Consider the following 23,931-nt stretch of genomic DNA (forward strand, 5'->3'; position numbering starts at 1 on the left):
CTGCATGAGCCTGTCCGTCTTCGACTTGTTCAAGGTCGGCATCGGGCCGTCGAGTTCGCACACGGTCGGGCCGATGCGGGCGGCGTTCCGGTTCGTCGACCACCTGCGCCGGACCGGGGCGCTGACCCGCACGACCCGGGTGCGCTGCGAGCTGTTCGGCTCGCTGGGCGCCACCGGCCGCGGGCACGGCAGCGTGAAGGCCGTCGTGCTCGGGCTGACCGGGGAACAACCGCACCTGGTCGACCCGGTGGCCGTCGAACCGCAGGTCCTCGCGGTGCGCGAAGAGCACCGCATCAGCCTCGGCGGCGAGCACAAGATCACCTTCGACGTGGACGCCGACATCGTGCTGCACCGCGATGAACGGCTCGACTTCCACACCAACGGCATGACCTTCGAGGCCTTCGACGACAGCGGAGCCCGGCTCGTGCGCCGCGAGTACTACTCCGTCGGCGGCGGGTTCGTGCTCGACGAGGACGAGACCGATCGCCCGGCGCTCGTCGAGGACGCTGCGCCGGTCGCCCACCCGTTCCGCACCGGAGCCGAACTGCTCGTCCGCGCAGCGGAGACCGGTGGGCGCATCAGCGACGTGGTCCTGGCCAACGAGGCGACCTGGCGCCCCGAGAGCGAAACCCGAGCGCACCTGCTGCACATCTGGCAGGTGATGCGGGAGTGCGTCGAGCAGGGCGTGCGCACCGGCGGCGTCCTGCCCGGCGGGCTCGAAGTCCGCCGCCGCGCCCAGGACCTGCACATCCGCCTCGACGAGGACGCCGACCCCATGGAGTGGGTGACCCTCTACGCCCTGGCGGTCAACGAGGAGAACGCGGCGGGCGGCCGCGTGGTGACCGCCCCGACCAACGGCGCCGCCGGGATCGTCCCGGCGGTGCTGCACTACGCCCACCGCTTCCTCCCGGGATTCGACGACGACGCGGCGGTCCGCTTCCTGCTCACCGCGGGAGCGGTCGGCGCGCTGTTCAAGGAGAACGCCTCCATCTCCGGTGCCGAGGTCGGGTGCCAGGGCGAGGTCGGTTCGGCCTGCTCGATGGCCGCCGCCGGGCTCGCCGAGCTGCTGGGCGGAACGCCGGAGCAGGTGGAGAACGCCGCCGAGATCGGCATCGAGCACAACCTCGGGCTGACCTGCGACCCGATCGGCGGGCTCGTGCAGATCCCGTGCATCGAGCGCAACGCGGTCGCGGCGATCAAGGCGATCACCGCCGCGCGGATGGCGCTGCGCGGCGACGGCAAGCACCACGTCTCGCTGGACAAGGCCATCAAGACGATGCGCGACACCGGCGCCGACATGAAGGACGAGTACAAGGAGACCGCCCGCGGCGGCCTCGCGCTCAACATCGTGGAATGCTGAGGAGAACCCCGTGACCAATTGGCGTAGCTTGCAAGCCCCGTTTCTTCAGGGCCGGGTTAGCGAATCAATTTCGTGGGCGACCCGGCCCGCGCAGCGGACGCTGCTGCTGCTCGATGTACTGCTTGATGATCGACAAGTGTGCCCTCCACACGGCGCGGCGAAGTAAGACGGCGACCACAAATGCCCCTTCATCGAGAACCTGTTTACCCTGCCCGTGAACTCGAACCGCAGTTTGCGGGCGGACACACCTTTGAGGCTGTTCACGGGCTTCGGCACCGCGACCTTCGGCGGAAGGTTCACCAGCAGATGAACGTGATCGGCTCGCCGTTGAACTCGGCAAATCTCGGACTCGAAGTCCGCGCACACCTCCCGCGTCACCAGCTCGCAGCAAGCCAGCATCTCGTCGGTGAACACGCCACGCGGATAATTCGTCACAAAGAAAAAATGAACGTGCATCGCGGAGACCGCGCTACGAACACGCCTATATCCGTCATCAAAAACCATAGACCAATGGCATACTTGGATCATGCAGCTTCGGTACAACTTCCGCGTCTACCCGACGCCTGGCCAGCGCGCGGCGCTGGCCAGGACGTTCGGGTGTGCGCGAGTGGTGTACAACGACGCGCTCCGCGCCCGGCAGGACGCCTACGCGGCCGGGGAGAAGCTGTCCGACACCGACGTGCAGCGCCGCGTGGTTTCCGAGGCCAAACGGACCGAGCAACGCGCGTGGCTGTCCAAGGTCGCATCGGTTGCCCTAGTGCAGGCATGCCAGGACGCACGCATGGCGTACCGGAACTGGTTCGACTCAATGTCCGGGAAACGCTCCGGACGCAAGGTCGGGCGTCCCAAGTTCAGGTCCCGCAAAGACAACCGGCAAGCCGTCCGGTTCACCCGCAACGGCTTCAGCATCAAACCAAACGGGAAATTGTACGCGGCGAAGATCGGCGAACTCAACATCCGCTGGTCAAGGGAACTCCCATCCGCGCCGTCGTCGGTCACGCTGATCAAGGACGCGGCGAGCCGCTACTTCGCGTCGTTCGTTGTCGACGTGGACCAAGAACCGTTGCCGACCACCGGCACCGAGGTGGGTATCGACCTGGGGTTGGCCACCTTCGCGGTGCTCTCAGACGGAAAAACCATCGCGTCGCCGAAGTTCCTGCGCAGTGCCGAACGCAAGCTTCGCAAAGCTCAGCACGCCCTGTCTCGCAAGGACAAGGGAAGCAAGAATCGCGCCAAGGCCCGTGTTCGCGTGGCCAAGGCGCATGCCAAAGTCTGCGACGCTCGAACCGACTGGGCACACAAGCACTCGACGGCGATCATCCGCGACAACCAAGCGGTGTACGTCGAGGACCTGTGTGTCAGCGGCCTTGGTCGGACGCGGTTGGCGAAGTCTGTGCACGACGCCGCGTGGGGCACGTTCCTGCGCATGCTGGAAAACAAGGCACAACGTTATGGGCGTGTCGTGCACCGCATCGACCGGTTCTATCCGTCGTCGCAGATCTGTTCCGAGTGTGGCCGTGTCGACGGCAAGAAACCGTTGTCCGTACGGGATTGGACGTGCCCGTGCGGCGCGCACCACGACCGCGACCTGAATGCAGCCAAGAACATCCTCACCGCCGGACGGGCGGAGAGGCTAAACGCCTGCGGAGAGACGGTCAGCCTCTCCGCCTAGCGGGGAGCACGTCTCAATGAAACAGGAACCCACCGAAGCGACGCATACGCGCGCAGTAGGAATCCCGGCCGTTCACGGCGGGGAGGACGTCAAATTCACCCTCACCCTGAGCTGCCAGAACCGCACCGGCATCGTTCAGGCGGTCAGCTCGTTCCTGTTCCGGCACGGGTGCGACATCGGCGAGTACCGCCAGTTCGACGACGCCGTGCGCGGACGCCTGTTCCTGCGGGTGCAGGCCACCGGCGACGACGCCGACCTCGACGAGCTCAGGCGCGGGTTCGAGCCGGTGGCAACGGAATTCGGCATGGACTACGCGTTCCACTCGGCGCGTCCGGCCCGCGTGCTCGTGATGGTCTCCAAGCTCGGGCACTGCCTCAACGACCTGATCTACCGCTGGCGGGCGGGCGCGCTGGGCGCCGAGATCGTCGCCGTGGTCTCCAACCACGAGGACCTGCGCCCGATGGCCGAGGCCGCCGGCCTGCCGTTCCACCACGTGCCGGTCACCCCGGAGACCAAACCCGAGTCCGAGGCGCGGCTGCTGCGGTTGGTCGACGACCACGCCGCGGACCTGGTCGTGCTCGCCCGCTACATGCAGGTGCTGTCCGACCAGACCTGCAAGGCGCTGCACGGCAGGGCGATCAACATCCACCACTCGTTCCTGCCCGGTTTCAAGGGCGCCAAGCCCTACCACCAGGCGTACGACCGGGGCGTCAAGCTCGTCGGCGCCACGGCCCACTACGTCACCCCGGACCTCGACGAGGGACCGATCATCGAGCAGGAGGTCATCCGCATCGACCACACCCACGACCCGAGAGCCCTGCAGACCGTGGGCCGCGACGCCGAAGCGCTCGCGCTGTCCCGCGCGGTGCGGTGGTACTGCGAGCACCGCGTCCTGCTCAACGGCAACAGCACCGTCGTGTTCCCCTGAACCCACTTCAGCGCTGAGGAGCCTGTGCCCATGACCACCGGTGAGCTTCCCACCACCGAGTCCCAGCTGCCCGAGAGCCTGCGCGAGACGCTGCCGGGGCACTACTACACCGAGCCGGGGATCTTCCGCCTGGAGCAGGCGACGATCTTCGAGGCCGGCTGGTTCTGCGCGGTGCGCAGCGCCGACCTGGCCAAGCCGGGCCAGTTCGAGACCGTCCAGATCGGCCGGGAGAGCGTGCTGGTCACCCGCAACCGCAGCGGCGCCGTCAAGGCGCACCTCAACGTGTGCCGGCACCGAGGCGCGCGGTTGTGCACCGAGGAGTCCGGCGAGGTGCGCCGGTCCTTCCAATGCCCCTACCACGCCTGGACGTACTCCTTCGACGGCGAGCTGATCGCCGCGCCGAACCTCAACGCCATGGACGACGTCGACCGCACCCAGTACGGCCTGCACGGGGTGCACGTGCGGGAGTGGCTCGGGTACGTGTGGCTGTGCCTGGCCGAGGAACCGCCGTCGTTCGACGACACCGTCATCGGCGACGTCACCAACCGCCTCGGCACGCCGGACGCGATCGTCGGCTACCAGGTCGCCGACCTCAAGCTGGGCAGGCGCGTCGAGTACGACGTGAAGGCGAACTGGAAGCAGATCGTCGAGAACTTCATGGAGTGCTACCACTGCGCCACGATCCACCCGGAGCTCACCGAGGTCCTGCCGGAGTTCGCCGACGGCCTCGCCGCGCAGTACTTCGTGGGTCACGGCGCCGAGTTCGGCGAGGACGTCGAGGGTTTCACCGTGGACGGTTCGGCCGGGCTGGCGAAGCTTCCCGGCGTCAACGAGGAGCAGGACCGCCGCTACTACGCCATCACCGTCCGGCCGCAGGTGTTCATCAACCTCGTGCCCGACCACGTGGTCTTCCACCGGATGTTCCCGCTGGCGCCCGACCGCACGCTCGTGCGCTGCGACTGGCTGTACCTGCCCGAGGTCGTCGACTCGGGCGCCGACATCGACCGCTCGGTGGAGCTGTTCCACCGGGTCAACCAGCAGGACTTCGACGCCTGCGAACGCTGCCAGCTGGCCATGGATTCCCGCTCCTACGCCTCCGGCGGCGTGCTCGTGCCCAGCGAGCACCACATCGCCGAGTTCCACGACTGGGTCCGCGAACGCACCGGCTGACCCGTGACCGAGGAGGTGGCCTCGCACCGGACGGGTGCGAGGCCACCTTCGCGCGTGCCGGGCTCTAGCGCGGAAGTTCCAGCGGCACGCCGTCGTCCGACAGCGGCGGGGGTGGCAGCTCGGCGCTGGAGGTCAACGGCGCGGCTCCGTCCAGCGGCTTGCCCGCGTGCTCGCGCAGGAAGTGCGTGGCCACGATCCCGATGACGCCGGCACCGATCAGGTAGTAGCCCGGCCAGTCCAGGTTGCCGGTCGCGGTGACGGCGGCCTCGATGATCGTCGGCGCGGTGCCGGCGAACAGCGACACCGACAGGTTGAAGATGACCGCGAGGCTGCTGTAGCGGATCATCGTGGGGAACAGCGCTGGCAGCGTCGACGGTGAGACCGCCGCGAAGCACATCAGGCACAACCCGATGATGAGCAGCCCGAGCGCCTGACCACCCGTTCCGGCGCGCAGCAGCCACACGGCGGGCAGCCCGAGCAGGACCAGGGCGACGCTGCCGGTCATCAGCACGGGTTTGCGGCCGATGCGATCGCTGAGCCGGCCCACGCCGACGATGGCGCACAGCATCACCACCATGACCGCGACCTGCATGCCCGTCGCGACCGCGTTGCTCGTGCCGCCCTCGCCGTGGCGGGGGAGCGTGCTGGTCAGGTAGGTCGGGACGTAGTTGGTGAGCACGTAGTTGGTGACGTTCCACGCCACGACGATCCCGGCGGCCACCATCGCGGGAGTCCGGTAGTGGCGCAGCACGATCTGCCCCGCGCGCCGCGTCGTCATCGTGGCCAGCACCGGTGAGCGCTCCATGAGCTGCCGGAACGCCGGGGTGTCCTCCAGGCGGATGCGCAGGTAGAGCCCGATGAGCCCGAGCGGGAGCGCGAGCATGAACGGCACCCGCCAGCCCCAGGTCAGCAGCGCGTCCGGCGGCAGCAGGGCGACCACCGCGCCGCAGGTGCCCGCGCCGAGGGCGTAGCCGGTCAGCGTGCTGAACTCCAGCCAGCTGCCGAAGAAGCCGCGGCGCCGGTCCGGCGCGTACTCGGCGATCAGCGTCAGCGCCCCGGTGTACTCGCCGCCCGCGGAGAAGCCCTGCAGCATCCGCACGAGCAGCACGAGGACGGGCGCCAGCAGACCGGCCGCGCCGTAGTCGGGGAGGAGCCCCAGCAGCACCGTGGCCGCCGCCATCATGAGCACCGTGGCGGACAGGACCTTGGTGCGCCCGAAGCGGTCGCCGAGACGTCCGAAGACGAAGCCGCCCAGCGGGCGCATCACGAACGCGGCGGCGAACGCGCCGAGCGTGTACACCGCGGCCCACGGGCCGAAGTCGGCGAAGAAGACCTGGTCGAGCACCCCGGCGGCCAGGTAGGAGTAGATCCCGAAGTCGTACCACTCGGCGACGTTGCCGACCGAGGCCGCCGCGACCGCGCGGTGGACCGTGCGTTCCTCTTGCACGACAGGCGGTCTCAGACCTCGCCGAGGCCGTCTGGGGCGGTCGGTCATGGGGTCCCCCGGGTGCGACGCGGTGCGCTGGGTGCCGCCGTCGGAGTGGCGGCGTCGCGGTTGTGACCGCGACCCACTACTGATATATCTGTTGGCGAGAAGGTATCCCCTCGGCATCGCCGAAGCAACACCCCAACTCCCTCATCACCCGTCCACGAGGTCGCGACGCGGCAGCGCGCGGCCTCGCGATCGAGCGCGCCCGGGGGTCGGAAACCCCTGTGAAGTCCCTGTTTCGGGCGAAAATCTCCCATTGACGAGCGGGCTGCGGACCCCCATCCTGTTGTTGCGCATAGCACGCGGTGTTCCGCTATCTGCAACAGGAGGCGTAATGATCTTGGTTGGTGAGCTGCTCGACCTGCCGCCGGGGGAGTCGGTCCGCGTGCACGGCGAGGTGGCGATCGCGGTGTTCAACGTCGACGGGGAGCTCTACGCGATCGATGACACCTGCTCGCACCAGGACGCGTCGCTGTCCGACGGATGGTTGGAGGGCTGCGCGGTCGAATGTCCGCTGCACGCCGCCTGTTTCGACCTCCGCACGGGAATGCCCAGCGGCCCGCCCGCCAAGAAGCCGGTCCGCACGCACGCCGTCACCGTCGAGGACGGGATGGTCTACGTGCACGAGTCGACTCGCGTCGGCAGCACCGTCGCGGAGGAGGTCGGTTGATGCGCCACATCACGGTCGTCGGCGCGTCCCTGGCCGGGCTCTCGGCGGTCCGCGCGCTGCGCGAGCAGGGTTTCGAAGGCGAGATCGCGGTGGTCGGCGACGAGCCGCACCGCCCCTACGACCGGCCGCCGCTGTCCAAGGAGTTCCTGGCGGGGGCGATCGACGAGGCCGACATCCGGCTCACCGACTCCGATGACGACGAGCTCGACGTGGACTGGCGCCTCGGGCAGCCCGCGAACGCGCTCGACACGGCCGGTCGCGCGGTCGTGCTCGCCGACGGCACCCGCATCGGCACCGACGGCGTCGTGCTGGCCACCGGCGCGCGGGCGCGGCAGCTGCCCGGAAAGCAGCTCCGGGGCGTGCACACCCTGCGGACCCTGGACGACGCGCGGGCGCTGCGCGCGGAGCTGGTCGCCGGAGCGCGGCTGGTGGTGGTCGGCGCCGGGTTCATCGGCGCCGAGGTCGCCTCGACGGCGGTCGCGCTCGGGTGCGAGGTCGACGTCGTCGACAACGGCCCGGTTCCGCTGCGACGAGCGCTGGGAGCAGACATGGGTGAGGTGTGCGCTCGGCTGCACGCCCGCAACGGCGTCCGGGTGCACCCGCTGTCCGGCGTCGCCGAGCTGCTGGGCGAGTCCCGCGTGACCGGGGTGCGGCTGTCCGACGGGCGGGAGCTGCCCGCGGACGTGGTCGTGGTCGGCATCGGGGCCGAACCGAACACCGAATGGCTCGCCGGGTCCGGGCTCGACGTCGACCACGGCGTCAGCACCGACGCGCGCGGCCGGACCGGGGTGCCGGAGGTCGTGGCAGCGGGCGACTGCGCGCACTCCTACCGCGACTACACCGAGCGTCCGATGCGGCTGGAGCACTGGACCAACGCGCTGCAACAACCGGCCGCCGCGGTGGCGGCGCTGCTCGGCCGGGAGCACTCGGCGCCCGCGCACCACGCGGTTCCCTACTTCTGGTCCGACCAGTACGGCCACAAGATCCAGTTCGCCGGCCACCGCACCGAGGACTGCACCGTCCAGATCGAGGAGGGCGACCCCGAATCCGGCGACTTCCTCGCCCTCTACCTCGACGCGGCGGAAGAGCCCGTCGGCGTGCTCGCGGTCGATCGCGCCCGGCCCTTCGGCCAATGGCGCCGCAAGCTCGCACAGCGCCTATAAGGCAGCTGTGGGGCAGTCCGTGTTTCAGGTGCGGGACTCAGCTTGCACCGCCGCGGGTTCTCAGACGTCGTCTGGGGAGGACGCCGCGACGCCGTGTATTGGCATACATCAGGAGTGGCGCCCGGACCCAGACGGCGTCTGAGGTTCCACCACCTGCACCGCCAAGCAGGGCCCCACAGCAATTGGCGTCAGCTACACCAGGGAGCGCATCGCCTTGTCGAAGTTGAGGACGTGCTCCCTGGCCAGCTGTTCCGCCTTGTCCGGCTTGCGCGATCCGATGGCTCGCAGCAGTGCCGAGTGCTCCATGACGTGGCTGTCGAAGTCCTGCATGCGGTCCAGGAAGACGCAGAAGATCCGCGTCGCGAGGTTGTCGTAGCGGATGAGGGTGTCTTCGAGGTGCGGGTTGCCCGCGGCGTGGTAGATCGTGCGGTGCACGTGCAGGTCCCAGCGCATGACCTCGTCGCGCGCCATCGAGCGGAAGTCCATGCCGTCGAGCTGGTCGACGAGGCCGCCGATCTCCTCCAGATCGGCGTCCGAGGCGATCTCCGCGGCTCGCCGGGCGGCCAGCGGTTCGAGGTGCACGCGCAGGTCGGAGATGTAGGCCAGGTCGGTGATGTCCACGGCCGTGGCGAAGGTTCCCCGGCGCGGGTAGGACACGACGAGCCGGTCGATCTCCAGGCGCTTGAGCGCCTCGCGCACAGGGGTGCGGCCGATCTCCAGCGAGCGCGCCAGCGCCGCGTCGTCGATGGCCGTCATCGGCGGGATGTCCAGCATGATCAGCCGGTCTCTGATCGCCAGGTAGGCCTTCTCCGCCATGGACAGGTTGCCCGGTTGCTCCTCGCTCGCAGCAGTCATCATCGCCCCGACTTCATCAGAACGGAGTTCTGACACATCGAATTCTGGTACATCAGTAGTATAGCAGAAAGAATTCCGGCATCATTCGAAGTTTTTGGAGTGCGCGGTGAAATCATTCTGAATTGTGATTTCCGCGGCGCCGGACTTGCGATTCACGAGAATCGATCCGGATTCGCCGTGCGGCTTCACCGCGCGGGGATCGACAGCCAGGTGAGGGCTTCGTCCGCCGCCGCGGCCGCGCGCTCGTGGGATCCGCTCTCGCTCCAGGCGACCAGGGCGGCGAAGGTGGCCGCCTGGTACCCGCTGGCCAGGGCGGAGGCGGCGGCGGGGGTGATGCCGGTGACGCGGTGCTCGATGAAGCGGGCGAGTTCGGCGATCCAGGGCCGGTAGGCGGTGGGGGCGGTGCCCGCGATCTCGGGTTCGGCGCACACGACGCGGATCCAGTCGGGGCCTGCGGGTGTCATCGGATCGTCCGAAATGGACGCGACGATCGCGCGGCGGACGGCGTCGCTGACGGGGGCGTCCGCGGGCGTGTCGTCGAGGGCGTCGCGCAGCCGGCGGGTGGCGACGGGCACGCCGATCCATGCGATGTCGGACTTGCGCGCGAAGTGCCGGACGAGCGTGCGGACGCTGATGCCGGTGGCCTCGGCGATGTCCTTCCAGCCCACGTCGTCGTAGCCGCGCTCGGTCCAGAGCCGGAAGGTCTCGGTGGCGATGGCGGCGCGGTCGAGCACGGTCGGGCGGCCGCGCTGCGGTGCGGAGGCGTCGCTGTTGCTCACCTCGCCGACGATAGTCGACCGAGGTCTCCGCGCTGGTCAACCGCTGGTCAGAAGTTTTGGCGCGATGCGACAAAATGCTGGTAGGGTGCCGATCGCAACGCTGGACTTCCGACGAGGTGAGGACGAAGCGATGCGCGAGAAGGTCATGCCCGACGTGCTCGCCCCGGTTGTGCTGGGGCCGTTGCGGCTGCGCAACCGGGTGCTCAAAGCCGCGACCTACGAGAAGAGGGCTCGTCGCGGACTGGTCACCGACGAGCTGATCGACTTCCACGTGCGGCACGCGGCCGGTGGTGTCGGCATGACCACGGTCGCCTACTGCGCGGTCTCACCCGAGGGGCGCACCGACGGGCACCAGATCGTCTGGCGCGACGAGGCCGTCCCAGGCCTGCGGCGGTTGACCGAAGCCGTGCACGCCGAGGGCGCTGCGATCTCCGCGCAGGTTGGCCACTCCGGGCCGGTCGCCGACTCCACCAAGACGAAGCTGCCCGCGCTCGGGCCGAGCAGATCGCTGAGCCTGCAATCGTTGCGCCCGGTCAAGGCCGCGACGCCGGCCGACATCGACCGGGTCGTCCAAGCGCACGGCGACGCCGCGAGAATGGCCGTGGCAACCGGTTTCGACGCCGTCGAGATCCACTTGGGACACAACTACCTGGCCAGCTCGTTCCTCAGCCCCAAGCTCAACAAGCGCACCGACTCCTACGGCGGAAGTCTCGCGAACCGGGCCCGGTTCGCGCTGCGGATCATGCGCGCCGTCCGTGAAGCGGTCGGCGACCGGATCGCGATCCTGGCCAAGCTGAACATGGATGACGGTGTGCCCGGCGGGTTCTGGCTGGACGAGGCGATCGCGGTGGCGCAGTGGCTGGAGGCCGAGGGCACCGTCGACGCGCTGGAGATGACGGCGGGCAGTTCGCTGCTCAACCCGATGTACCTGTTCAAGGGCGACGCACCGGTCCGCGAGTTCGCCTCGGTGATGCGCGAACCCATCCGCACCGGCGTGAAGCTGGTCGGCAGCAGGTTCTTGCGCGAATACCCCTACCAGGACGGCTACCTGCTGGACGACGCCCGCCAGATCCGCGCGGCGGTGGACCTGCCGATGGTGCTGCTCGGAGGCGTCACCAACCGGGAGATCATGGACACCGCGATGCGGGAGGGCTTCCAGTTCGTGGCGATGGGCCGGGCCCTCCTCCGCGAACCCGACCTGATCAACCGCATCGCCGCGGACTCCGGCACCCGGTCGCTGTGCAACCACAACAACCGCTGCATGGTCACCATCTTCACCGGCTCCCGCTGCGTCCTGACCCCGGACAACCCACCCCAACCCTGATTCCAGCGGAACCCGCGAACCGGATTTCAGTGGAATTCGGGGGCCGGTCTTCAGTGGAACTCGGGGACCCGATTTCCACTGAAATCCGGGATGGCAGTGGCGTGCTGGTCAGCGGCCCTCGAAGTGGCCCGGGCGCTTGTCGAGCACGGCGTTCATGGCTTCGGCGTGGTCGGCGGTGTGGTGGGAGAGGGCCTGCATGGTGGCCGAGAGCTCCAGCACGTGGCGCAGGTCGTTGGTGCGGGACTCCTTGAGCAGCCGCTTGGCCATCCGGGTGGCGTGCGGCGGGTTCTTGGCGATCCGGGCAGCCAGCGCGCGGGCTTCGTCGAGCAGCTGCTCCGGCTCGACGACGTGCGCGACCATGCCCCACTCGAGAGCCTTCGCGGCCGTGACGCGGTCGCCGGTGAGCGCCATCTCCGCCGCGCGCTGCGGGCCGATGGCCTGGGTGAGGAACCAGGCTCCGCCGTCGCCGGGGATGATGCCCAGCTGCACGAAGGACTCGGCGAACCAAGCATTGGTGGAGGCCACCCGCAGGTCGCACATCATGGCCAGGTCGCACCCGGCTCCGACGGCGGGTCCGTTGACGGCGGCGACCATCGGGACCTCGCACTCGGACAGGGCCAGCGGGATCCGCTGGATGCCGTCGCGGTAGCCGTTGCGCATCTCCCACGGGCTGCCGCTGAACATGCCGGCCTTCTCCCGCATGTCGTTGACGTTGCCGCCGGCGGAGAACGCCTTGCCCGCTCCGGTGAGCACCACGCACCGCACGTCGAGGTCCTGCTGCACCCGCCGCGCGTTGTCCTCGAACGCCTCGATCAGGTCCGCACCGGAGATCGGATTGCGCTGATCGGGCAGGTTGATCGTCCAGGTCTCCACGTGATCGGCGCGCTCGACCAGCAGCACATCGGACATGAGAAGCGTTCCTCCAAAGCAGCCGGGCCTGACTCGGCGACACCCTACGTGCACGTGCGCCACCAGGTCATCGGCAAGGCCCGTTGACCTGGGACGTGCGTGCCGGTTACGTGGTGAGCGCAACCGTTCCGGATCCAGTGCAGGAGTGGCCGATGCCGTCGTTGATGCCGCCGCCCGTTCGCGAGGACCAGGAGCTGGGCGCGGTGCGCCGGGAGGTGCGGGCTTTCCTCGCCGAGCAGGTCGCCGCGGGCGCCTTCGAGCCGACCGTGGACAGCTGGTTGAGCGGGTGGGACGTGGATTTCACGCGCGCGCTCGCCGAGCGGGGGTGGCTGGGCATGACCGTGCCCACCGAGTACGGCGGCCACGGCAGGACGTTCCTGGAGCGGTTCGCGGTCACCGAGGAGCTGCTGGCGGCCGGTGCGCCGGTCGCCGCGCACTGGATCTCCGACCGGCAGGTCGCGCCGAACCTGCTGCGCTTCGGCAACGAGCGGCTCAAGCGGGAGTACCTGCCGCGCATCGTGACCGGCGAGGTGTTCTTCGCGATCGGGATGAGCGAGCCGGATTCGGGCTCCGACCTGGCCGGCGTGCGCACGCGGGCGGAACGGATCGACGGCGGTTGGCGGGTGCGCGGCACCAAGCTCTGGACGTCCGGAGCGCACGTCGCGGACGCCTTCATCGCGCTCGTCCGCACCACCCCGCAGGGGGAGGACCGCCACGGCGGGCTGAGCCAGCTGCTGGTGCGGCTGGACTCCCCGGGCGTGGAGATCCGGCCGGTCATCTCGGCGAACGGGTCGCACCACTTCAACGAGGTCCACCTCGACGAGGTGGTGGTGCCCGACGATCACGTCGTGGGGGAGATCGGGGCGGGCTGGCACCAGGTCACCTCGGAGCTGGCGTTCGAGCGCTCCGGGCCGGAGCGGTTCCTGTCCACCTACCAGCTGGCGAAATCCCTGGTGGGAAGCGTGGAATCGGCCGAAGCGGGCAGGATCACCGGCAGGCTGGCCGGGCTGCACCAGATGTCGCTGTCCATCGCCGCCGCGCTCCAGCGCGGCGACCGGCCGGACGTTCCCGCAGCGCTGGTGAAGGTGCTCGGCACCGTCCTCGAAGGCGACATCGCCGAGCTGGCCGACCTCGAGACCCCATCCGGTGAGACCGGCGACGTCGCCGCGCTCACCCGCCGGGCCGTGCAGCAGCGGCCCGGGTTCACGCTGCGCGGCGGGACGAACGAGATCCTGCGAGGCGTCATCGCACGCGGATTGGGGATGCGCTGATGACCACCGTCGACCCGGAGCTGCGCGACGTGCTGCGCGAGGTGCTCGCCGGCGATCTCCACGACCGGCTCGACCAGACCACCGGCGGCTTCGACGCGCAGCTGTGGGAACGCTTGAGCCGACTCGGTTTCACCGCCCTGACCGCCCCCGAGCAGCAGGGCGGTTCGGGCGCGGGCTGGCTCGAAGCAGCAGCCCTCCTGAGCGAAAGCGCAGCAGCAGCAGCACGACATCTCCCGTTCGCCGAAAGCGACCTGCTGGCCCACTGGCTCCTCCGCACCGCCGGAACCCCCGCGGACGACCCGACAACGCCGCTGACCCTGGCGATCGTCGAACCCGACGGAACAGCCCGCGCGGTCCCCTGGCTCGGCCAAGTCCCCGCGGTCCTCCTCTTCCGCCGCCCCAACGGCACCTGCGCCGTAGCCGAAACCCCCTCCCCACCAAACCCGGATTACTCCCGTAATCAGGACCCCGAAAACGGCCGTAATCGGGGACCCGACCACAGCGGTCCTCCGGACCCGGATTACTCCCGTAATCAGGGACCTGATTACGGGAGTAATCCGGGTGCCCGGTCCGGGCTGCCTCGGGGGGAGATGCGGGGGGTCGAGGAGCCTCCTGGGGTCGTGGAGGTGGGGGCGGGGGTTCTGGACGAGTTGGTGCTGCGGGGGGCTGTGGCCCGGGCGGTGCAGGTCGTGGGGGCGTTGGACGCGGTGGTTCGGCTTTGCGTGGAGCACAGCCGGAGCCGGGTGCAGTTCGGGCGTCCGATCGCGAAGTTCCAGGCCGTGCAGCACCTGGTGGCCGAAGCCGCCGCTGAAGCAGCGCTGGCGCGGGCTGCTGTGGACGCGGCGGTGCTGGACGCGGCCGAGACCGGTGCGCTCTCGGCGGTCAAGGTCGCGGCGGCGCGGTCCTGCGCCGGACATGCGGTGTCGGTCGTCGTGCGCAACGCCCACCAGGTCCACGGCGCGATCGGCACCACCCAGGAGCACCCGTTGCAGCTGTTCACGCTGCCCGCGCTCGACTGGCGAGGCGAGTTCGGCACCACCCGCGACTGGGACCGCTTCCTCGGTGAGACCACGAGGACCTCGTCGCTGTGGGACGTCGTCCTCGGCGGCCCGGCCGACACGCCCAGCCTCCCGGGAGGTCACCGATGAGCGGGGAACTGCTGGCCGGTGTGCGGGTCCTCGACCTGTCCACGGTGTTCATGGGGCCCTATGCGGCGCAGGTCCTCGCCGAGTGGGGCGCCGACGTCGTCAAGGTCGAATCCTTGCGCGGCGACCAGGTGCGGGGAGTCGGCGACACCTCGGGAGCCGGCGCGGGGCCGATCTTCGTCAACGCCAACCGGGGCAAGCGCTCCCTCGCCGTCGACCTCAAGAGCGACGACGCCCGCGACGTGCTGCACGCGCTGGTGCGCGATGCCGACGTGCTGCTGCACAACATCCGCCCGCCGGCGGCGGCCCGGCTCGGACTGACCTGGGACGACCTGCGCGAGGTCAACCCGGCGCTGGTGCTGTGCGCGTTCCGCGGCTACGGCAGGCACGGCCCGCACGCCGACCGCCCCGCCTACGACGACGTGATCCAGGCGGCCTCCGGCATCGCCGACGCCCAGGCCGCCGCGGGCGGTGAGCCGGAGTACTGGCGCTCGGCGGCGTCCGACAAGGTGATGGGCCTCTACGGTGCCGCGGCCACCTGCGCCGCCCTCCGCGCTCGCGAGATCGACGGTGCCGGCCGCTCGGTGGAGGTCCCGATGTTCGAGGGCATGGCGTCGTTCATGCTGCTCGACCGGCAGGGCGGCTGGCTCACCGACCCGCCATCAGGCCCCACCGGCTACCCGAGGACCGACTCCGCGCACCGGCGCCCGTACGCCACCGCGGACGGTCACCTGGCCGTCATGATGTACGCCGACAAGCACTGGATCGCGTTCTTCGACCTGATCGGCCGCCCGGAGCTCGCCGAGGACCCGCGCTTCCACGACATCGGCGCCCGCACGACCCACATCGACGAGCTCTACGCGCTGCTGGCCGAGGAGATGGTCCACCGCACCTCGGCGGAGTGGAGCGCGGCGTTCGCACGCGCCGACATCCCGCACGGGCCGGTCAACTCGATCGAAGACCTCTTCGCGGATCCGCAGCTGGTGGCGACCGACTTCTTCCAGACCGTCCATCAGCCGGGCGTGGGCCCGGTCCGGCTGGCCCGGCGACCGATCGACTTCGGAACGCCCCCGCCACCACCGCGACCGGCCCCGCTGCTGGGCCAGCACTCCCGAGAGGTCCTGGCGGAAGCCGGGATCGCCGAGGAGGACGTGCAACGCCTCGTCGACGCGGGAGTGCTCCGCACCGACGAGATCACCCGGCCGGGCTGAGGATCGCGACGAGGAAGTCCGAGTCCGCTCGGCGCGGGCGCAGGTCCCAGGTGGCCAGGGCGACGTCCTGCGTGAGCCCGGCGGCCTCCACGTCGGCGAAGAACTCGTCGGGTTCGTACCCGCGTCCGGTCCCGAACCCGATGGCCACCCGGCCTCGCGGCGCCAGGTGCTCGCGGAACCGCTGCAGCACGGTGCGACGCGTGCTCGGGGCGAGGAAGGTCATCACGTTCCCGGCGCACACGATCACGTCGAACGGTTCGTTGATGCCGTGCGCTGCGAGGTCGAGTTCCGCGAGGTCGTCGACGATCCAGCGCGGCCCCGGGTGGTCTTCCTCGGCGGCCTTGATCAGCGCCGCGTCGACGTCCACACCGACCACGTCGTGACCGGCCGCCGCGAGGGCGCCGGCGACCCGGCCCGGGCCGCACCCGGCGTCGAGGATGCGCGAGCCGCGCGCGGCCATCGAGTCGATCAGCCGAGCCTCACCCGCGAGGTCCTCACCGGCCTCGGCCAGACCGCGCATCCGGCCGATGTACCAGGCGGAATGTCCCGGGTCAGCCGCCACCTTCTGCATCCACACGCTCTGCTCGACCATGCCCCCATTGTGCAGCGCCGCAGCGACGCGGGGCTCACGGCCCGACGGGTCGGAGCCTCTCCGCTCGGAGGGGGCCGGCCGGCGTCGAGCGCAGCGGGGGCGCGCCCCCGCCCCCGCGATCCGACAACCACCTCCTTGCCGTATTGAACTGATCGGGTGCCTGGTCGACTCTGTCGGACGGTGGCGCTCTGCTCGGCGAGATCCGCCCGCCACCTCCCCTCGCCTGATCCCGCTCGGTTGGAAGGAGCTGATGTGGCCACGTCCAGCGCCGAATCGTCGAGCAGGCTCGTGCCGGATCAGCTGGGCACCGCCGGAGTGGTGTTCCTGGTGCTGGCGGCGGTCGCGCCGCTGACCGCCGCCATCGTCGTCGCGGGCCTGGCGATCGGGCTCGGCGGTGGCGGTGGAACCGTCGTCGCCTACCTGGCCGTGGCGGTCGTGCTGCTGCTGTTCGCGGTCGGCTACGCCCAGATGTCGCGGGAGGTCGTCAGCGCGGGCGGGTTCTACGCGTTCGTGGTGCGAGGACTGGGCCGGCCCGCGGGTCTGGTGGCCGGGTTCATCGCCACCACGGGCTACAACTTCTTCGTCGCCGGAGCGATGGGCACGGCCGGGTTCTACACGTCGTCGGCGCTGGCCGACCTGCTGGGGATCGATGTGCACTGGTACCTCAGCGCCCTGGTCATCATGTTGGCCGCGTTCCTGTTCGCCCGATCGGGGATCAGCATCAGCGCCAGGGCTCTGGGCATCGCGCTCGTGCTCGAAGTCCTCGTGCTCGTCGCCTTCAGCGCCTCGGTGCTGATCCGAACCGGCTTCAGCTTCGACGCGTTCAGCGTCGAGGCCATCACCGGAGGAGCGCCGGCCGTCGGCCTGCTGCTGGCGTCCACCGCCTTCCTGGGCTTCGAAGCGACATCGCTGTTCAGCGAGGAGGCCCGGCGACCGGAACGCACCATCCCGCGCGCCACCTACCTCGCGATCGCGCTGATCGGGCTGATCCACGGGGTGACGGTGTGGGCCGTGGTCAGCGCGGTCGGCGTGGCCGACGCTCAGCGCGTCGCCGAGCAGCACCTGGCCGACGGCGACCTGCTGTTCGCGCTGATCGATGAGTACCTGGGCGGGTTCCTCCTCGGGGTCGTGGTGGTGCTGCTGGTGGTGAGCCTGTTCGCCGCGCAGCTGGCCTTCCACAACGTCGCCGGGCGCTACCTGTTCTCCCTCGGCCGCGCGGAAGTGCTGCCCGGCGGGCTGGCGCGCACCCGCGACAACGGCGTGCCGCAGCGGGCGCTGTCGGTCAACGCGGGGTTCGCCGCCGTGGTCGCCGGGGCGTTCGCCGCGTTCGGGCTCGACGTGATCACCACGCTGGTACCGGTCATGGTCGGCTTCGGGACGCTGTGCATCATCGTGCTGCAGGCGCTGGCGGCGCTGTCGATCGTCGTGCACTTCCGGCGCGCGGCCGATCCCCGGGTGTGGTCCACGTTGGTGGCACCCGGGCTCGGTTTCCTCGGCCTGCTCTCGATTTCGGTGATGGCTGTGGCCAATTTCGGACTGCTGGCCGGATCCGAGGCCTCCTACGTGACCGCACTGCCGTGGCTGCTGCCGGTCGCCGCGCTCGGCGGGTTCGCCCACGCGGCACACCTCCGGGCGAGGCGCCCGGAGGTGTACGAGGGGTTGGACGCCGACCTGGAGCGGTTCGGCGGTACCACTCCCACGAGCTAGCCCATGCGGCCCAGTGCCTTCACGACGGCCGAAGTCCGGTCGCCCACACCGAGTTTCGTGAAGATGTTTCGGAGGTGATTCTTGACCGTGCGTTCGGATATCCCCAGTGATCGTCCGATCTGCCGGTTGGAGCAGCCGCGAGCGAGGTGATCGAGGACCTCGCGCTCCCGCTTGGTCAGCGGTGAAAGCACCTCGGTCAGCGTGGTTTCGGAGGAGTCCGATGATTCGAGCATGTTGATCCTTAATGAAGCTAACTGACCGACTTGGTTCAGAACCTGACGCATCGCACGCGAGTGCTCGACGGCCTCGTGCAGCAACGCGGTGATCGCCCGGTCCAGAGCCCGGTCAGAGGAACGGGCCATGAAATGCCTCCACTCGGGCGGATCGTCCGGGGGCACCCTGCACCCGTCCTTTCCTACTTCCCATTTCGCCACAGCATTACGCGCGAATTACGACCCTGTCCGCGAATCCCTCGTATGAGTGGGGAATTGCCCCGTGTGGACCAGTCCGAGCGGCCTGGAACTAGTTCGGATGATCTGGGGCGAATTGTTCATGGCACCTGGGTCCTGCCTGGTCGTAGCGTTGATCGTGTTTCGCACACAACCAGGAACAGGAGCATTCGACGATGTCTGCTTTGCCGAAGGCGTTCGAGGAATCGTCGGGTTGCTCGACGCAACTTCGGGGCGGTATCCCTCTATTCGGAATGGATGCGGATGAGGCTTTCAACGCCGTCACGGAAAGGCTGAGCGGAGACGGCCCGCCGGAGCGCAACCTCGCGACCTTCCTGACCACATCGATCGAACCGGAGGCTCACCGGCTGTACCGCGAGTACCTGAACTACAACCTCGTCGACCGAGAGCAGTACCCGGCCATCGACGCGCTGCTGCGCGAGTGCGTCGACATCATCGGTGCGCTGTGGCACGGAGATGCGAGCGAGGTCGTGGGCAGTGCCACCACCGGGTCCAGCGAGGCGGCGATGCTCGCCGGTGCGTCCTTGCTGCGGGCCTGGCAGGACCGCACCGGAGATCGGCTGACCCGGCCGAACATCGTCATGGGGGCCGGCGCGCACGCCTGCTGGAAGAAGTTCTGCCGCCACTGGGGGGTGGAGGCGCGCGTCGCCCCGGCGACCGGCGATGGACCCGCGCTCGACGGCAGCGCGGTCGAGCGACTCTGCGACGAGCGGACCATCGGAGTCGTCGGGATCCTGGGGTCCACTCTGGACGGCCGCTACGAACCCATCGCCGAGATCGCCGAGCGGCTGGACCAGCTGGAGGAGCAGCGCGGTATCGACGTTCCGCTGCACGTCGACGCCGCATCGGGCGGGTTCATCGCGCCGTTCCTGGATCCCGAGCTGCTCTGGGACTTCCAGATCCCGCGAGTGGTCTCGATCAACGCTTCCGGTCACAAGTCCGGCATGGTGCTGCCGGGCCTGGGCTGGTTGCTCTGGCGGGACCGCAGCCGTCGCCGTCCCGAACTGGGGGTTCGGATCAACTACCTCGGCGGCGACGACGCCCACTACGAGCTGACCTTCTCCAGGTCGGCGGCCCCCGTGGTCATCCAGTACTACAACTTCGTGCGCCTCGGGTTCGCCGGTTTCCGCGCCGTGCACGCCCGGTCCCGGTCGCTCGCGCAGCGGCTGGCCACGCGGTTGCAGGCGACCGGACGGCTCCGGGTGCTGGGCGACGGCAGCGAGTTACCCGTGGTCGTGGTGACCGCGGAACCACCGGTCGACCTGCGGGAGGTGTCCAAGCGACTGGCCGACATCGGCTGGTCCGTACCCGTCTACACCTTCCCGCCCAAGCTCGACGACGTCGAGGTGATGCGCATCGTCGTGCGCGGTGATCTCACGTCGGAAGCGGTCGAGAACCTCGCGACCGCCGTCGAGGAATTCGTTTCCCACGCGAACTGATCGGAAAAGGAGAACATCCATGCGTCCCGTCCGAATCGTCAGCCGGTTGACCGACCGCGAACCACCGCGGGCCGGCACCGGGATTCGCCTCGCGCTGTTCCAGGGCGAGAACCCCTCGGGAACGCCCGAGGCGGTGGCGGAGAACCTCCTCCGGATGGAGGAGGTGTTGGCGCTCGCCGCCGGCTACGGCAGCCAGCTGTGCGCCTTCCCCGAATGCTTCAACACCGGCTACGCGCTCAACCGTGAGCTCTGCGAGCAGCTCGCCGAGCCGAGTGACGGAAGGAGTGTCGAACTGGCCAAGAAGCTGTCCACGCAGCACGAGATCGCCGTCGCCCTGCCCTACGTGGAACGGGGCGCCAACGATGCGCTGCACGACTCGGTGGCCCTCGTCGCCGACGGAGAGCTCAAGGCCAACTACCGCAAGACCCACCTCTACGGCGACGCCGAACGGGTGAACTTCACGCCGGGGCACGACCTGCCGCCCGTCGTTCAGGTGAACGGGTTCCCGGTCGGGTTGCTCAACTGCTACGAGTGCGAGTTCCCGCCGCTGTACCAGAGCCTGGTGCGGCGGGGAGCGCGGCTGATCGTCGGTCCCACGGCCGCCGACCGGCACTTCACGCTCCAGAACGGGAACCCGACGCTGGTGGCCTACCCCGACGCCACCGAGCACATCATCCCCGCGATGGCCGCCGTCTGGCGGGTTTTCGTTGCCTACGCCAACCGGCGCGGATGGGAGGTGTCCGACCGCGGGCAGTGGGAGTACCGGGGCAACTCCGGCATCTGGGCGCCGGACGGCTCCCCGGTGGTCAGCGCGGGCCCGGAGGAACGTGCGGTGGACTCGCTGCTGCTGGCCGACTGCCTGCCGGAAGCGGTGCCGCCGTTCAGCCCGGAAGGTGATCACCTGAGCGATTCGCGGATGGCCGAATCCGAGAGGCTGCTGCCCGCAGGCTGATTCAGCCCCGAGCGTCCGCCACTTCGGCCATCGGGGCCAGACGGACACCCGCGGAGGCGAACCGCTCGCGGATCGCCTCCGCGATGTCCACCGCGTTCGGCCGGTCGCCGTGCAGGCAGATCGTGTCGGCGTCCACCGGGATGGGGTTGCCCGTCACCGAGCGCACCTCGCCCCGCAGGACGGCCTCCGCCTGGTCCGCGCAGGTCTGCGGCGACTTCGGCAGCGGCTCCGGTTCGATGATGATGTGCCCGGAGTCGTCGTAGTCGAGGTCGGCGAAGGCCTCCCGCACCACCGGGAACCCGCGTTCGGCGAGGCGTTCGGACACGGGTCCGGCCAGCAGCACGATCCGCACGCCGGGAGCCGCGGTCGCGATGGCCTCCACGATGGCTTCGGCGACCCCCTCGTCCTTGAGCGTCAGCCCGTAGAACGCGCCGTGCGGCTTGACGTGCCGGATGGTCTCACCGCACCGAGCGGCGATCGCCTGCAGTGCCCCGAACTGGTACAGGCAGGCGCGCGCGGCGTCCTCCGGGCTCAGAGCCATGGCCCGCCTGCCGAAACCGGCGAGGTCGGGGAAACCGGGGTGCGCGCCGACGGCGGTGTCGCCGTCGCGTGCCAGTTCGACGGACCGCTGCATCGTCGCCGGGTCCCCGGCGTGCCAGCCGCAAGCGATGTTCACCGACGTCACGAGGGGGATGAGGCGGGCGTCGTCACCGAGACGCCACCGCCCGAAGCTCTCCCCGGCATCAGCGTTGAGGTCTACGAGAGTGCGCATGACTCACCTCCGGATCCGGGCGCCCACCTTAGTTTCCGGTGATTGCGCACGCAGATCAATCAGCCTATCCTCTCACTCGAAGGTGGTCGATTGGTGACCGACGCGCTGCGTCGAGCCGTCCTGCGGCGCATTCTCGACTGGCACTCGTCGGGGGATGCGGAGGTGCGCCGTGACCGTGATGGAGGTTCAACTACCACCGGCTCGGTACGAATTCGGCGGGGATGAGTTCATCTTCGTCGAAATCGACCGCGAGATGAGCCTGGAGGCCAATCTCAAGGCCATGGCCATCACCGGCGCGTTGCGCCGGGAGAACATCGACGGGGTCATCGACATCTGCCCGTCGAACGCTTCATACCTCGTTCGGTTGGATCCGGATCGTCTGCATCCGACCGAACTCGTCGAGGAACTGCGCCGACTGGAGCGCACGGCCGGCGAGCTGCGCAGCGACGACGCTGTGAGCACCCGGATCGTGGACGTGCCGGTGCTCTTCGACGACCCGTGGACGCGCGAAACCCTGATGAGGTTCCGCGATCGCCACCAGGACCCCGAGGTCACCGACCTCGAATACGCCGCCAGGATCAACGGGTTCTCCGATGTGCCGTCGCTGATCGAGTCGATCACCTCGGCGCCGTTCCTGGTCACGATGCTCGGGTTCGTCCCGGGGCTTCCGTTCTGCTACCAGATGGTTCCGCGCGACCGGCAGATCGAGGTGCCCAAGTACGTGCGCCCGCGCACCGACACGCCCGAGCGCGCTTTCGGCTACGGCGGCGCGTTCTCCGTGGTGTACCCGGTGCGAGGAGCCGGTGGGTACCAGCTGTTCGGGATCGCCCCGGCGCCGGTCTTCGACCTGGCGCAGCGGCTTCCCGACTTCGCTGACGACATCGCGTTCCCGCGGCCCAGCGATGTGCTGCGGTACCGGGCGATCGACCGGGACGAGTACGACCGCACGCGCGTGGAGGTCGAGGAGGGCCGGTTCCGCTACCGGATCCGCGAGGCGGAACTCCTTCCGGCGGAACTGCTCGCCGACCCGGACGCGGTCAACCGCGGGCTGTTGGAGGTGCTGTACAGATGAGTTCCTTGATCGTGCGCACGAGCGGCCTGTCCACGACGGTCCAGGACTCGGGCCGGGACGGCCAGTACGCCATCGGCATGCCGCCTTCGGGCGCGATGGACCAGTACTCCTACGCGGTCGCGAACCTGCTGGTCGGCAACCCCGACGGCGCCGCCGTGCTGGAGGCGACCTACATCGGGCCGGAGCTGGAGTTCACCGATTCCCGCAGCGTCGCGGTCACCGGTGCCGACAGCGTCGTCACCATCAACGGCGAACCGGCGCCGACCTGGCAGACGCTGGGGATCAAGGCCGGGGACGTCCTGGCGGTGAAGGCCGTGCGCGCGGGCGCCCGGCCCTACATCGCGATCAGCGGCGGGGTGGACGTGCCGCTCTACCTCGGCTCGCGCTCGACCTACATGCTCACCGGTATCGGTGGTTTCGAGGGCCGCGCGCTGGTCGACGGCGACCGGCTCCCGCTCGGCGGGGCGGTCGAATCGCCCGCGCTGGGCACCGAGATCCCCGCCGAACTCATCCCGGAGTTCCCGGACGCGACCGTCCTTCGCCTGGTCGTCGGGTTGTGCGCCTACCGGTTGACCGAGCGAGCGCTGGAGTCGTTCCTCACCACGGAGTGGAAGGTCACCAAGGACGCCGACCGGGTGGGCTACCGGTTGCGCGGCGGCTCGCTGGAGTTCGTCGAGCGGGAGCAGCCGTTCGGCGCGGGGAGCGACCAGGCCAACGTCGTCGACCTCGGCTACCCGGTCGGATCGGTGCAGGTTCCCGGCGGTGACGAGCCGATCGTGCTGCTCAACGACGCGGTCACCGGTGGCGGGTACGCGACCATCGGCACCGTGATCTCGGTGGACCGCGATCGGATGGCCCAGGCCAGGACCGGCAGCAAGGTGCAGTTCGAGCGGGTGGACATCGATGGTGCGGTGGCCGCCCGGTCGGAACGGCGTGCACGTCTTGAAAAAGCGCGGGTGGCGGTAGCCGGCGCCTAGAGCC

Annotated in this window: 22 protein-coding genes and 1 pseudogene; 15 read left to right on the plus strand and 8 right to left on the minus strand. The window is 69.5% G+C overall.

Going from position 1 to position 23,931, the window contains the following annotated elements:
• Positions 1–4: 4 nt before the first annotated feature.
• Entirely contained in the window at positions 5–1,360 is a 1,356-nt protein-coding gene (locus tag KBO27_RS13065; RefSeq protein WP_210970227.1) for an L-serine ammonia-lyase, read from the plus strand.
• A gap of 64 nt (positions 1,361–1,424) precedes the next feature.
• Here the strand turns inward: KBO27_RS13065 and tnpA are convergent.
• Positions 1,425–1,864, minus strand: a pseudogene (tnpA, locus tag KBO27_RS13070) (IS200/IS605 family transposase).
• A 22-nt stretch (positions 1,865–1,886) separates the two neighbouring features.
• Here tnpA and KBO27_RS13075 point away from each other — a divergent pair.
• Genes KBO27_RS13075 through KBO27_RS13085 form a run of 3 tightly spaced genes read left to right on the plus strand, consistent with a single transcriptional unit; the run spans position 1,887 to position 5,130 of the window.
• Positions 1,887–3,032: an RNA-guided endonuclease InsQ/TnpB family protein gene (locus tag KBO27_RS13075; protein ID WP_210970228.1), complete on the plus strand. Its 1,146-nt coding sequence runs from the start codon at positions 1,887–1,889 to the stop codon at positions 3,030–3,032.
• A 16-nt stretch (positions 3,033–3,048) separates the two neighbouring features.
• Positions 3,049–3,960 carry a formyltetrahydrofolate deformylase gene (gene purU, locus KBO27_RS13080; RefSeq protein ID WP_210970229.1) on the plus strand — a complete coding sequence of 304 codons (912 nt, stop codon included), beginning with the start codon at positions 3,049–3,051 and terminating at the stop codon, positions 3,958–3,960.
• A gap of 30 nt (positions 3,961–3,990) precedes the next feature.
• Positions 3,991–5,130 (plus strand): aromatic ring-hydroxylating oxygenase subunit alpha, encoded by a 1,140-nt coding sequence (locus KBO27_RS13085; RefSeq protein ID WP_210970230.1) that lies wholly within the window; start codon positions 3,991–3,993, stop codon positions 5,128–5,130.
• A gap of 64 nt (positions 5,131–5,194) precedes the next feature.
• Here the strand turns inward: KBO27_RS13085 and KBO27_RS13090 are convergent, their stop codons facing one another.
• Complete coding sequence (locus tag KBO27_RS13090; RefSeq protein ID WP_307870388.1) at positions 5,195–6,577, minus strand: MFS transporter; 1,383 nt, start codon at positions 6,575–6,577, stop codon at positions 5,195–5,197.
• A 376-nt stretch (positions 6,578–6,953) separates the two neighbouring features.
• On the opposite strand from KBO27_RS13090, the gene KBO27_RS13095 reads away from it, so the two are divergent.
• Positions 6,954–7,289 (plus strand): bifunctional 3-phenylpropionate/cinnamic acid dioxygenase ferredoxin subunit, encoded by a 336-nt coding sequence (locus tag KBO27_RS13095; protein WP_132683435.1) that lies wholly within the window; start codon positions 6,954–6,956, stop codon positions 7,287–7,289.
• A complete protein-coding gene (locus KBO27_RS13100) occupies positions 7,289–8,452 on the plus strand; it encodes an NAD(P)/FAD-dependent oxidoreductase (RefSeq protein WP_210970232.1) in 1,164 nt (387 codons plus the stop codon). Before KBO27_RS13095 ends, KBO27_RS13100 begins: the two co-directional genes overlap by 1 nt.
• A 192-nt stretch (positions 8,453–8,644) precedes the next feature.
• On the opposite strand, the gene KBO27_RS13105 is transcribed toward KBO27_RS13100, so the two are convergent.
• Both KBO27_RS13105 and KBO27_RS13110 read right to left on the minus strand, forming a co-directional pair.
• Positions 8,645–9,307 carry a GntR family transcriptional regulator gene (locus KBO27_RS13105; protein WP_210970368.1) on the minus strand — a complete coding sequence of 221 codons (663 nt, stop codon included), beginning with the start codon at positions 9,305–9,307 and terminating at the stop codon, positions 8,645–8,647.
• A 185-nt stretch (positions 9,308–9,492) separates the two neighbouring features.
• Complete coding sequence (locus KBO27_RS13110; protein ID WP_210970233.1) at positions 9,493–10,086, minus strand: TetR/AcrR family transcriptional regulator; 594 nt, start codon at positions 10,084–10,086, stop codon at positions 9,493–9,495.
• 145 nt (positions 10,087–10,231) lie between these two features.
• Here KBO27_RS13110 and KBO27_RS13115 point away from each other — a divergent pair, with 145 nt between their 5' ends.
• Positions 10,232–11,410 (plus strand): NADH:flavin oxidoreductase, encoded by a 1,179-nt coding sequence (locus KBO27_RS13115; RefSeq protein ID WP_210970369.1) that lies wholly within the window; start codon positions 10,232–10,234, stop codon positions 11,408–11,410.
• A 108-nt stretch (positions 11,411–11,518) separates the two neighbouring features.
• On the opposite strand, the gene KBO27_RS13120 is transcribed toward KBO27_RS13115, so the two are convergent.
• Positions 11,519–12,319 carry a crotonase/enoyl-CoA hydratase family protein gene (locus KBO27_RS13120; RefSeq protein ID WP_210970234.1) on the minus strand — a complete coding sequence of 267 codons (801 nt, stop codon included), beginning with the start codon at positions 12,317–12,319 and terminating at the stop codon, positions 11,519–11,521.
• Positions 12,320–12,471: 152 nt separating this feature from the next.
• Between KBO27_RS13120 and KBO27_RS13125 the strand changes: the two genes are divergently transcribed.
• From KBO27_RS13125 to KBO27_RS13135, 3 genes are read left to right on the plus strand one after another with little or no spacing between them, the layout of a single operon-like run.
• Positions 12,472–13,590 (plus strand): acyl-CoA dehydrogenase family protein, encoded by a 1,119-nt coding sequence (locus KBO27_RS13125; protein WP_210970235.1) that lies wholly within the window; start codon positions 12,472–12,474, stop codon positions 13,588–13,590.
• Positions 13,590–14,738, plus strand: coding sequence for an acyl-CoA dehydrogenase family protein (locus KBO27_RS13130; protein ID WP_210970236.1), 1,149 nt, complete (start codon positions 13,590–13,592; stop codon positions 14,736–14,738). Before KBO27_RS13125 ends, KBO27_RS13130 begins: the two co-directional genes overlap by 1 nt.
• The gene (locus tag KBO27_RS13135; RefSeq protein WP_210970237.1) at positions 14,735–15,946 is read left to right on the plus strand and encodes a CaiB/BaiF CoA transferase family protein; all 1,212 of its coding nucleotides are present in this window, start codon (positions 14,735–14,737) and stop codon (positions 15,944–15,946) included. The genes KBO27_RS13130 and KBO27_RS13135 overlap by 4 nt, the downstream gene beginning before the upstream one ends.
• On the opposite strand, the gene KBO27_RS13140 is transcribed toward KBO27_RS13135, so the two are convergent.
• The gene (locus tag KBO27_RS13140; protein ID WP_210970238.1) at positions 15,930–16,538 is read right to left on the minus strand and encodes a class I SAM-dependent methyltransferase; all 609 of its coding nucleotides are present in this window, start codon (positions 16,536–16,538) and stop codon (positions 15,930–15,932) included. The two genes, KBO27_RS13135 and KBO27_RS13140, sit on opposite strands and share 17 nt — an antisense overlap.
• Before the next feature lie 252 nt (positions 16,539–16,790).
• Here KBO27_RS13140 and KBO27_RS13145 point away from each other — a divergent pair, with 252 nt between their 5' ends.
• On the plus strand, positions 16,791–18,245 hold the full coding sequence (locus KBO27_RS13145; RefSeq protein ID WP_210970239.1) for an APC family permease: 1,455 nt from the start codon (positions 16,791–16,793) through the stop codon (positions 18,243–18,245).
• On the opposite strand, the gene KBO27_RS34230 is transcribed toward KBO27_RS13145, so the two are convergent.
• Entirely contained in the window at positions 18,242–18,607 is a 366-nt protein-coding gene (locus tag KBO27_RS34230) for a response regulator transcription factor (protein WP_281420736.1), read from the minus strand. The two genes, KBO27_RS13145 and KBO27_RS34230, sit on opposite strands and share 4 nt — an antisense overlap.
• A 263-nt stretch (positions 18,608–18,870) precedes the next feature.
• Here KBO27_RS34230 and gad point away from each other — a divergent pair, with 263 nt between their 5' ends.
• Together gad and KBO27_RS13160 are read left to right on the plus strand one after the other, a co-directional pair.
• Complete coding sequence (gene gad / locus KBO27_RS13155; RefSeq protein WP_281420737.1) at positions 18,871–20,154, plus strand: glutamate decarboxylase; 1,284 nt, start codon at positions 18,871–18,873, stop codon at positions 20,152–20,154.
• Positions 20,155–20,173: 19 nt separating this feature from the next.
• Positions 20,174–21,106 carry a nitrilase-related carbon-nitrogen hydrolase gene (locus KBO27_RS13160; RefSeq protein WP_210970241.1) on the plus strand — a complete coding sequence of 311 codons (933 nt, stop codon included), beginning with the start codon at positions 20,174–20,176 and terminating at the stop codon, positions 21,104–21,106.
• A gap of 1 nt (position 21,107) precedes the next feature.
• Here the strand turns inward: KBO27_RS13160 and KBO27_RS13165 are convergent, their stop codons facing one another.
• On the minus strand, positions 21,108–21,878 hold the full coding sequence (locus tag KBO27_RS13165; protein ID WP_210970242.1) for a LamB/YcsF family protein: 771 nt from the start codon (positions 21,876–21,878) through the stop codon (positions 21,108–21,110).
• Positions 21,879–22,056: 178 nt separating this feature from the next.
• Here KBO27_RS13165 and KBO27_RS13170 point away from each other — a divergent pair, with 178 nt between their 5' ends.
• Positions 22,057–22,950 carry a 5-oxoprolinase subunit B family protein gene (locus KBO27_RS13170; RefSeq protein WP_207918939.1) on the plus strand — a complete coding sequence of 298 codons (894 nt, stop codon included), beginning with the start codon at positions 22,057–22,059 and terminating at the stop codon, positions 22,948–22,950.
• Complete coding sequence (locus KBO27_RS13175) at positions 22,947–23,927, plus strand: 5-oxoprolinase subunit C family protein (protein ID WP_210970243.1); 981 nt, start codon at positions 22,947–22,949, stop codon at positions 23,925–23,927. The genes KBO27_RS13170 and KBO27_RS13175 overlap by 4 nt, the downstream gene beginning before the upstream one ends.
• The last annotated feature ends 4 nt before the right edge of the window (positions 23,928–23,931 follow it).

The organism is Saccharopolyspora endophytica, from assembly GCF_018070075.1.
GTDB lineage: Bacteria > Actinomycetota > Actinomycetes > Mycobacteriales > Pseudonocardiaceae > Saccharopolyspora > Saccharopolyspora endophytica.

What these genes read in the sequence shown, in the direction of transcription:
- KBO27_RS13115 (WP_210970369.1), top strand. Translation starts at nt 10,232, where the DNA reads ATGCCCGACGTGCTCGCCCCGGTTGTGCTGGGGCCGTTGCGGCTGCGC.
- gad (WP_281420737.1), top strand. Translation starts at nt 18,871, where the DNA reads ATGTCTGCTTTGCCGAAGGCGTTCGAGGAATCGTCGGGTTGCTCGACG.
- KBO27_RS13065 (WP_210970227.1), top strand. Translation starts at nt 5, where the DNA reads ATGAGCCTGTCCGTCTTCGACTTGTTCAAGGTCGGCATCGGGCCGTCG.
- KBO27_RS13120 (WP_210970234.1), bottom strand. Translation starts at nt 12,319, where the DNA reads ATGTCCGATGTGCTGCTGGTCGAGCGCGCCGATCACGTGGAGACCTGG.
- KBO27_RS13085 (WP_210970230.1), top strand. Translation starts at nt 3,991, where the DNA reads ATGACCACCGGTGAGCTTCCCACCACCGAGTCCCAGCTGCCCGAGAGC.
- KBO27_RS13095 (WP_132683435.1), top strand. Translation starts at nt 6,954, where the DNA reads ATGATCTTGGTTGGTGAGCTGCTCGACCTGCCGCCGGGGGAGTCGGTC.
- KBO27_RS13175 (WP_210970243.1), top strand. Translation starts at nt 22,947, where the DNA reads ATGAGTTCCTTGATCGTGCGCACGAGCGGCCTGTCCACGACGGTCCAG.
- KBO27_RS13160 (WP_210970241.1), top strand. Translation starts at nt 20,174, where the DNA reads ATGCGTCCCGTCCGAATCGTCAGCCGGTTGACCGACCGCGAACCACCG.
- KBO27_RS13140 (WP_210970238.1), bottom strand. Translation starts at nt 16,538, where the DNA reads ATGGTCGAGCAGAGCGTGTGGATGCAGAAGGTGGCGGCTGACCCGGGA.
- KBO27_RS13170 (WP_207918939.1), top strand. Translation starts at nt 22,057, where the DNA reads ATGGAGGTTCAACTACCACCGGCTCGGTACGAATTCGGCGGGGATGAG.
- KBO27_RS13130 (WP_210970236.1), top strand. Translation starts at nt 13,590, where the DNA reads ATGACCACCGTCGACCCGGAGCTGCGCGACGTGCTGCGCGAGGTGCTC.
- KBO27_RS13165 (WP_210970242.1), bottom strand. Translation starts at nt 21,878, where the DNA reads ATGCGCACTCTCGTAGACCTCAACGCTGATGCCGGGGAGAGCTTCGGG.
- KBO27_RS13105 (WP_210970368.1), bottom strand. Translation starts at nt 9,307, where the DNA reads ATGACTGCTGCGAGCGAGGAGCAACCGGGCAACCTGTCCATGGCGGAG.
- purU (WP_210970229.1), top strand. Translation starts at nt 3,049, where the DNA reads ATGAAACAGGAACCCACCGAAGCGACGCATACGCGCGCAGTAGGAATC.
- KBO27_RS13100 (WP_210970232.1), top strand. Translation starts at nt 7,289, where the DNA reads ATGCGCCACATCACGGTCGTCGGCGCGTCCCTGGCCGGGCTCTCGGCG.
- KBO27_RS13135 (WP_210970237.1), top strand. Translation starts at nt 14,735, where the DNA reads ATGAGCGGGGAACTGCTGGCCGGTGTGCGGGTCCTCGACCTGTCCACG.
- KBO27_RS34230 (WP_281420736.1), bottom strand. Translation starts at nt 18,607, where the DNA reads ATGGCCCGTTCCTCTGACCGGGCTCTGGACCGGGCGATCACCGCGTTG.
- KBO27_RS13075 (WP_210970228.1), top strand. Translation starts at nt 1,887, where the DNA reads ATGCAGCTTCGGTACAACTTCCGCGTCTACCCGACGCCTGGCCAGCGC.
- KBO27_RS13125 (WP_210970235.1), top strand. Translation starts at nt 12,472, where the DNA reads ATGCCGTCGTTGATGCCGCCGCCCGTTCGCGAGGACCAGGAGCTGGGC.